Source organism: Anaerolineales bacterium (assembly GCA_022866145.1).
Classification (GTDB): domain Bacteria; phylum Chloroflexota; class Anaerolineae; order Anaerolineales; family E44-bin32; genus PFL42.
The window spans coordinates 1-6,716 of record JALHUE010000100.1; the positions used below are offsets into that span (position 1 = coordinate 1).

A 6,716-nucleotide genomic window follows, 5' to 3' on the forward strand; every position below is an offset into this window, starting at 1 on the left:
CTGGCAGCGGACCTCCGGACTGTCCAAGGCAATCCTTGGCCTGGCTGGCCTGCGAGCACGACCGATCGAGGGCAGCTGAGGCGGAGCTGCGTGCACCGGTGTTTGGCCGGCGCGGCGTTAACGCCGCGCAGACGGGCTTGTACTATTCTATCCTCAGGAAGCCAATCCCTTGTAGGAACGGCCTGCGGGCCGTATACTACTATTTCGACCGAGGCAAGCCGCAATGCCCTTGTATGTGTACCGCTGTGAAAGCTGCGGGCTGCAGTTCGACCAGACTCAGCGGTTTTCCGATTCCCCTTTGACAATCTGTCCCGAGTGCGGCGAGGAGTCGCTACGCAAGCTCTATCAGCCGGTGGGCATCGTGTTCAAAGGCTCCGGCTTCTACGCTACCGACCATCGGTCTCCTTCGGGACAGGCTTCTAACTCCAAGAAGGCTGAGAAGTCGGAATCCAGCGACACCTCCCCGAAGAAGGAAACCCCCGCCGAGGAGGCCTGACCACCGGGAATCACTGCGCACATCCTGGCCGATAGCCGGCGCAGGCGCAATTCACACTGGCAATTGAATCGAACGGCCTGGCCGCCCACGCCAGGCTGTTTGCATCTGCGGGCGCCACGGCGGAACGCCGGCGGCAGCCTCGTGCGTGAGGCGGAACGCAAATGGGGCCTAAGCACTACCCAGGCCCCGCAGCTTACGTCTCGCGAGCCGCTGCCGCCCGGGAGATTCCCGGCCTTACATCTGGAACCCACCTCCGGCCTGCACCACACGGTACTCGAGATTCGTCACGTACTCCAGCAACTTCTCCCGCAGCGTCTCCCAGACTTCGCCAGAGAGCGCCTGATCCATCGTCTGGCGATCGGGGGCCACCCCACCGGTCAGGATCTGCGGGCGCTGACCGTAGGTGGTGTACCAGGCCTCTGTCGGCTGGATTCCCAGCCGCTGCATCCCAGGGACGAAGTCTCGCACGACGAACTCGAAGTACTCCTGTTCGCGCCCGGGAAGGATGTCCCACGTCATCAACAGCTTGACCACGTTCTGCCCTTTGTCTTCGGCACCACCGCCCCTGAGGGCTGGCTAGCCGGATCGCTCCAGCACAATGACCTGTGTGTCCTCGCCCAGCCCGCTCTTGGTGACCTTGAGCACCGGTGTGCCTTGAACGGACGTCAGCCCCATTTCCGACAAGAATCGATCCAGGGTCGCAAGCTTTGCCGACTCCGGCCCGGTCTTGAAGTGCATCGGAACGACGATCGAGGGTTCGATCAGGCTAATGACCTCTGCCGCCTGACCCGGCTCCATGCCCCCTCCACCGCCAACCGGTACCAGGGCGATATTCACCGGACCCAGATCCTCGATCTGAGCCTGGCTCGGGACATACGCCAGATCCCCAAGATGAGCGACTGAGACGGTTTCAAAGTCGAAGACAAAGATCGTGTTCGGGCGGGACTCGCTGCTGCGCGGTCCCTTGGCCTCCATGCGGATCCCGGCGATGAACACGCCCCCGATCTCGTACTCTCCCGGACCCCGGATCACCCGGCGCTCGCCTTTGACCGTCTGGGTGCTGTTGTGTCCGGGCGCATCGTGACTCACGGTGACGATATCCGCCTTGAGCTTGGGCACAGGCAGTCCTACGGTCGAGTCAAAGGGGTCTGTGACCACGGTCGCCAGACCGCGCTCAGACAAGCGGAAGCAGGAAAGTCCGTGCCAAACGATCTCCACGTCGCCTCCTGGCCGGGGGATTGCCCATTATACCTGAGGCAGCCTGCGTGCCGGCTGCGGTCAGGCTTCTTCGGTGGCGCTTGGCAGCCCGGCCCGGGCCTCGACCTGAGCCGGCGGCTCGAGGACACTGGTCGCCAGGCCGGCCTCCTGCAGGCGTCGGGCCGAGGGCAGCAAGCGCCGCTCCAAGGAACCGATGGCCTGGTTGTAGGCCTCGGCCGCACGGTTGAGGCTCTTGCCGACGTCCGCCAGGTGGTCGACGAAGGTCTCCAGACGCTTGTACAGCTCCTGGCCCTGCAGGGCGATCGCCCGGGCGTTGTCGGCGACCTGGGCTTGCTGCCACCCGTAAGCCACCGCCTTGAGCAGCGCCAACAGCGTGACCGGTGATGCCACCAGGACGTGCTGCTGGATTGCATCTTCCAGCAGCGCCGGGTCGTTCTCGAAAGCGGCGGCCAGACAGGCCTCATTGGGGACAAACATCACGACGAAATCCGGCGTGCGCTCGAACTGCTCCCAGTAGCGCCGCTGGCCCAGTTCCCGGATGCGGGCCTTCATCGCTCGGGCGTGCTCAATCAGCTTGGACCGCCTTGTTTCTTCGTCGACGGCCTCGATTGACTCCAGATAGGCGTTCAAGGGCACCTTGGCGTCGACGGGGACCACACCCTGGTTGGACAGGTAGACAATCATGTCCGGCCGGCCCAGGTCGCCGCTGAACTGCTCCTCAAAATCGACGTGGTGCACGAGGTCGGCCAGCTCGACGACGCGTCGCAGCGTCACCTCGCCCCAGCGGCCTCGTACGGATGGCGATTTGAGGGCTTGGGCCAGGGTCAGCGTGGTGGTCTGCAGGGCGGTCTGGGCGCTGGCCAGCTGGCGCACCTGCTCCTGCAACCCGTAGTAGGCGCCTTCCCGTTTCTGCTCGAGCTCGCGCAGGTGGGTATCGAGGGACTGCAAGTTGGCGCGCAGCGGCTCCACCAGGCCGTGCATCTCTGAGCGGTTCAGTGCCAGATCGCCCTCCACTTGGCGGATCACAGCTTCGCTCTGGTCGCGAGCCCGCCGAAGCAGCTCGTCGGAGGTCAGCTGCAGCGCGTGCGAAGCAAGGGAGTCAAAGGCCTCGCGCAGCTTGGACTCGGATTGCTGCATCCAAGCCAGCTTCTCCTGATCGGCGCGCCGCTCGGCCTGCAGCTGCGCCAGCTGGATCTGGGCGCGGTCGGAAGCCGACCGCATCCGCACGATGGCTGCCAAGTAGCCCAGCACCGCTCCCAACAGCAGGCACACCCCTCCGACCAGAAAACCGGCCCACAAGTCCATCTCGCCTCCCGTCTGGGATCCGGACGCACGCGCTCCATCTTCCCGCGAAAGCCGGCCTGCCGCAATCGCCTACACAAGGGAGGGCGCCGGCAGGTGTATCGCTTTCGACCGGATACACAGGTAGAATCGCCTGTCGATACGAACGGAGACCCTTCCAGGCCCCCAATGCCCATCTCCCATCGAGTACTTGGTCAAGCTGGTGAGGGAAGCATGCCCGGGGACAAGTGAAGGCAACTGATGAGTCTCTCCATCGAAACCAGAGGCCTGTCCAAGTCGTTCGGGACGGTCGCCGCAGTTGAAGCGGTCAACCTGAGCATCCATCAGGGGGAGCTCTACGGCTTCCTGGGTTTAAACGGCGCAGGGAAGACCACCACCATTCGCGCCTTGCTCGGCATGATCCGGCCCACCCGGGGATCGGTGCGTGTGCTGGGGGAGCCGATCGGCCCCGGCGGGCGGGGACCCTGGAGGCGGGTCGGCCATCTGGTGGAGACGCCCGCTGCCTACCCTGAGTTGACCGTGCGGGAGAACCTTGAGATTGCGCGACGCCTGCATGCGATCTCTGACGCTGGCTGCGTGCCGCGTGCGATCGAGCGGCTCGACCTGGGCCGCTTCGCCGACCGCAAGGCCGGGTCACTCTCCACCGGCAGCCTGCAGCGACTCGCCCTGGCCCGCGCCCTGCTCCACGATCCCCAGGTCCTGATCCTCGATGAGCCGGCCAATGGCCTGGATCCCGCCGGGGTGGTCGAGATCCGCCACCTGCTGTCGCACCTGGCTCTTGAGAAGGGCGTGACCGTCTTCATGTCGAGTCACATCCTGTCGGAGGTGGACCGGCTTGCGACTCGCATCGGGATCATCCATCGAGGTCGGTTGCTGGAGGAGATAGAAGCTCATCAGCTCCGCGCTTCCGCTGAGTTGCGGGTGCAAGTCAGGCCGGACGCTGTGGCCCTTGCCATCATGGCGCTCTCCCGGTCCGGACTGCACGCTACGGTCGACGAGATCGAAGGCACCCTGACCTTGATGGACGAACGGGCTGTGGGTTCTCCGGAGAAGGTCTCCACCCTGCTGGTCAACGCCGGTGCGCCTCCTATTCGCCTCGGGGTCGAGCAGGAAACCCTGGAAGATCACTTCCTTCGCCTCACCGGGGGCAGGCTGTGAACGGCTTCCGTGCCGCCTTCTGGGCCGAGAGCCTCAAGATGCGCCGCTCGAAGATCGTTCTGCTGGCGACGGCCGGCTTCCTGATGCTTCCGCTTGTCGACACGTTCTTGATGTACGTTCTCATCGATCCCGAACGGGCGCGCGAGATGGGCTTGATCGGAATGAAGGCACAGCTGACTGCCGGCTCGGCCGATTGGCCCACGTTCCTCATGGTCCTCTTCTTGGGGACAGCGCTTGCGGGAGGCATGCTGGGCGCGTTCGTCACAGCATGGGTCTTCGGGCGCGAGATCTCGGACCACACCGCCAAGGAGTGGCTTGCCACGCCCACACCACGCGAGACTACCGTCGGAGCCAAGTTCCTGCTCATTGCAGGCTGGATGGTGGGAGCCGCACTGCTGGCATTCTGGGTGGGCATCCTCCTGGCCTGGAGAAGTGCTGTGCCCGGCTTCTCGCCCGATCAGCTGTGGTACGCCTGCGGCCGTCAGCTGCTCATCATCTTGCTGACCTTCATGCTCATGCCCTTTGTCGCCTTGCTGGCCAGCGCCGGACGAGGCTACCTCCCCGCGCTGGGTTGGGCATTCCTCACCCTGGTGCTGGCGCAGATCTTCGCGCAGCTGGGTTGGGGGGAGTGGTTCCCATGGGCGGTGCCGGCTGTGCTGGCCGATGCCTCTGCACCCGGCGGTGGCCAGCTCGAGGGGCACAGCCTGGCCGTCATGGCACTGGCGTTCAGCGCCGGGCTCGCCACAACCTTCGCCTGGTGGAGGAGCGCGGATCACACGCGCTAGACCCAGCCGATGAGCCAAACGCAGAGCTACTGGATGTCAGAACACCTCGATCCAGCGAAGGCACCGCCGGCCAGCCCAGATGCTGGCGCGCGGGACATCGATAAGCGCTCCTTGAATGTTGCGGGGCATCCCCCACTGTACAGGGTTGGCGCACCGAGTCCCGGGATTGTCTCCGGCTGAGTCAAGGAGTCCTTCAAGTACATGTCAGACGCCCACCGTTCTTCTCCGACCCTACGGGTTCTCACCTTCAACCTGCTCAACGACGTCACTCACTGGTCCGAGCGGGCGCCGCTGATTGTGGAAGGACTGAGGGATCTTCAGCCTGATGTTGTTGCGCTCCAGGAGGTTCACCTGCCGGCCAACAACGCCGCCTGGATCGCTGAGCGGCTCGACGGCTACCAGGCGTACCTGTGCCCCAAGACCGGGCCACGCGGGCTCACCGAGGGTGAGGCGCTGCTCAGTCGGCTTCCCGTTGAAGACCACGCCGTGCTCGCCTTCGGACGGCAAGGGCGCGTCGCCCACCGCATCACCGTGCGCACGGCTGCCGGCCCTTGTGCGATCGGCAACGCCCACCTGTTCTTCAGCGCCTTCAACGACGTCACCCGCCGCTTCCAGGTCCAGCGCTTGCTGGGCTGGCTACCCGAGGGGATCCCGACGGTGGTGTGCGGCGACTTCAACGCCGAGCCCAGCTATGCCAGCCTGAGGCTCATGCGCCGGCGCTTCCGTTCAGCCTACGCAGTCGTGCATGGGCAGGAGCCTGCCTACACCTGCCCGACGCTGCTCGACCGCGGCCCCGGCGTTCGTCACAGTGTGCGCCGGCTGGCACTGCGCCTCCTGGGCTGGGTCCTGCGCCCCGGCCAGGCTTCCTGGCGCGGCACACTCGACTACATCTTCGTCAGCCCCGAGGTCCAGGTAAGAGACTGCAGGCTGGTGCTGGATCGACCCTCCCCGACCAATTCCAGGATCTATCCTTCCGACCATATCGGCTTGATGGCCACACTCGCGCTTCCGATGGGATCCGCTGCGTGACGACCCCTCCGCTGGACTTTCTGCACCGGCTGGAGCTCGGCGGCGGCATGGTCGAGGCAGCCTCCGGCCGGGCGATGCGGCTGACGCTGCCGCCGAAGCCATCGGGCTACGCCGATGCCCAGCTGGACGACACGGCGGCGCTGCCGCGCAGTCGGTTTCGCTGGCAACCTCCGCTGCACCTGCGACTGCGCGCACGCGCCTCGCATACCTCACCCTTGGGCACCCTCGGCTTCGGTTTCTGGAATGACCCCTTCGCCGTCTCGCTCGGGCAGGGAGGCGCCGCCCGCCGGCTTCCAGCCGCGCCCCGCGCGCTGTGGTTCTTCTACGCCTCCCCCCCGGCCGATCTGCGCTTCGCGCCCAGCATTGCCGGTCACGGCTGGAAGGCCATGCAGCTGACCACCCGTCCGATGCCCACGGCCGCGCTGTATGCATTCGCGCCGGCCGCCGTTGTCCTGTCTCACGTTCCGCCGCTGCGCGGTCCGGTGCTGCGCAGAGCGCTGGGCCGGGTGCAGGCAGCCGAGGCCATGCTTCCGAGCGACCTCGCCGACTGGCACTCCTATGAGATCGATTGGCAGACCGGACGAACGGAGTTTCGCCTCGACGGGCAGGTCGTGCTGCAGGCCCCCTTCCCGCTGGCCGGCCCGCTCGGCTTCGTGGCCTGGATCGACAACCAGTACGCCATGGCTACGCCGGAGCAAGGCTTCCGCTTTGGTGTGCTTGCCACCAGC

8 protein-coding genes are annotated in these 6,716 nt (G+C 65.6%); 5 read left to right on the forward strand and 3 right to left on the reverse strand.

The features are described from left to right. Positions 1-223 precede the first annotated feature (223 nt). On the forward strand, positions 224-496 hold the full coding sequence (locus tag MUO23_03245; protein ID MCJ7511971.1) for a zinc ribbon domain-containing protein: 273 nt from the start codon (positions 224-226) through the stop codon (positions 494-496). Positions 497-730: 234 nt separating this feature from the next. Here the strand turns inward: MUO23_03245 and MUO23_03250 are convergent, their stop codons facing one another. From MUO23_03250 to rmuC, 3 genes are read right to left on the reverse strand one after another with little or no spacing between them, the layout of a single operon-like run. Further along, positions 731-1,030 carry a hypothetical protein gene (locus MUO23_03250; GenBank protein MCJ7511972.1) on the reverse strand — a complete coding sequence of 100 codons (300 nt, stop codon included), beginning with the start codon at positions 1,028-1,030 and terminating at the stop codon, positions 731-733. A 42-nt stretch (positions 1,031-1,072) separates the two neighbouring features. Next, complete coding sequence (locus MUO23_03255; GenBank protein ID MCJ7511973.1) at positions 1,073-1,714, reverse strand: MBL fold metallo-hydrolase; 642 nt, start codon at positions 1,712-1,714, stop codon at positions 1,073-1,075. Between the two features lie 60 nt (positions 1,715-1,774). Beyond that, a complete protein-coding gene (gene rmuC, locus MUO23_03260; GenBank protein MCJ7511974.1) occupies positions 1,775-3,019 on the reverse strand; it encodes a DNA recombination protein RmuC in 1,245 nt (414 codons plus the stop codon). A 237-nt stretch (positions 3,020-3,256) separates the two neighbouring features. On the opposite strand from rmuC, the gene MUO23_03265 reads away from it, so the two are divergent. From MUO23_03265 to MUO23_03280, 4 genes are all read left to right on the forward strand, one after another. Then, positions 3,257-4,174 carry an ABC transporter ATP-binding protein gene (locus MUO23_03265; protein MCJ7511975.1) on the forward strand — a complete coding sequence of 306 codons (918 nt, stop codon included), beginning with the start codon at positions 3,257-3,259 and terminating at the stop codon, positions 4,172-4,174. A 38-nt stretch (positions 4,175-4,212) separates the two neighbouring features. After that, positions 4,213-4,959, forward strand: coding sequence for an ABC transporter permease (locus MUO23_03270; protein ID MCJ7511976.1), 747 nt, complete (start codon positions 4,213-4,215; stop codon positions 4,957-4,959). 201 nt (positions 4,960-5,160) lie between these two features. Beyond that, a complete protein-coding gene (locus tag MUO23_03275) occupies positions 5,161-5,988 on the forward strand; it encodes an endonuclease/exonuclease/phosphatase family protein (protein MCJ7511977.1) in 828 nt (275 codons plus the stop codon). Continuing rightward, on the forward strand, positions 5,985-6,716 hold a 732-nt coding region (locus MUO23_03280), incomplete at its 3' end, for a hypothetical protein (GenBank protein MCJ7511978.1). The genes MUO23_03275 and MUO23_03280, both read left to right, overlap by 4 nt.

Bases quoted from the DNA above. Each gene is read 5' to 3' on its own strand.
- MUO23_03275 (MCJ7511977.1), top strand. From the start codon at position 5,161: ATGTCAGACGCCCACCGTTCTTCTCCGACCCTACGGGTTCTCACCTTC.
- MUO23_03270 (MCJ7511976.1), top strand. From the start codon at position 4,213: ATGCGCCGCTCGAAGATCGTTCTGCTGGCGACGGCCGGCTTCCTGATG.
- rmuC (MCJ7511974.1), bottom strand. From the start codon at position 3,019: ATGGACTTGTGGGCCGGTTTTCTGGTCGGAGGGGTGTGCCTGCTGTTG.
- MUO23_03245 (MCJ7511971.1), top strand. From the start codon at position 224: ATGCCCTTGTATGTGTACCGCTGTGAAAGCTGCGGGCTGCAGTTCGAC.
- MUO23_03265 (MCJ7511975.1), top strand. From the start codon at position 3,257: ATGAGTCTCTCCATCGAAACCAGAGGCCTGTCCAAGTCGTTCGGGACG.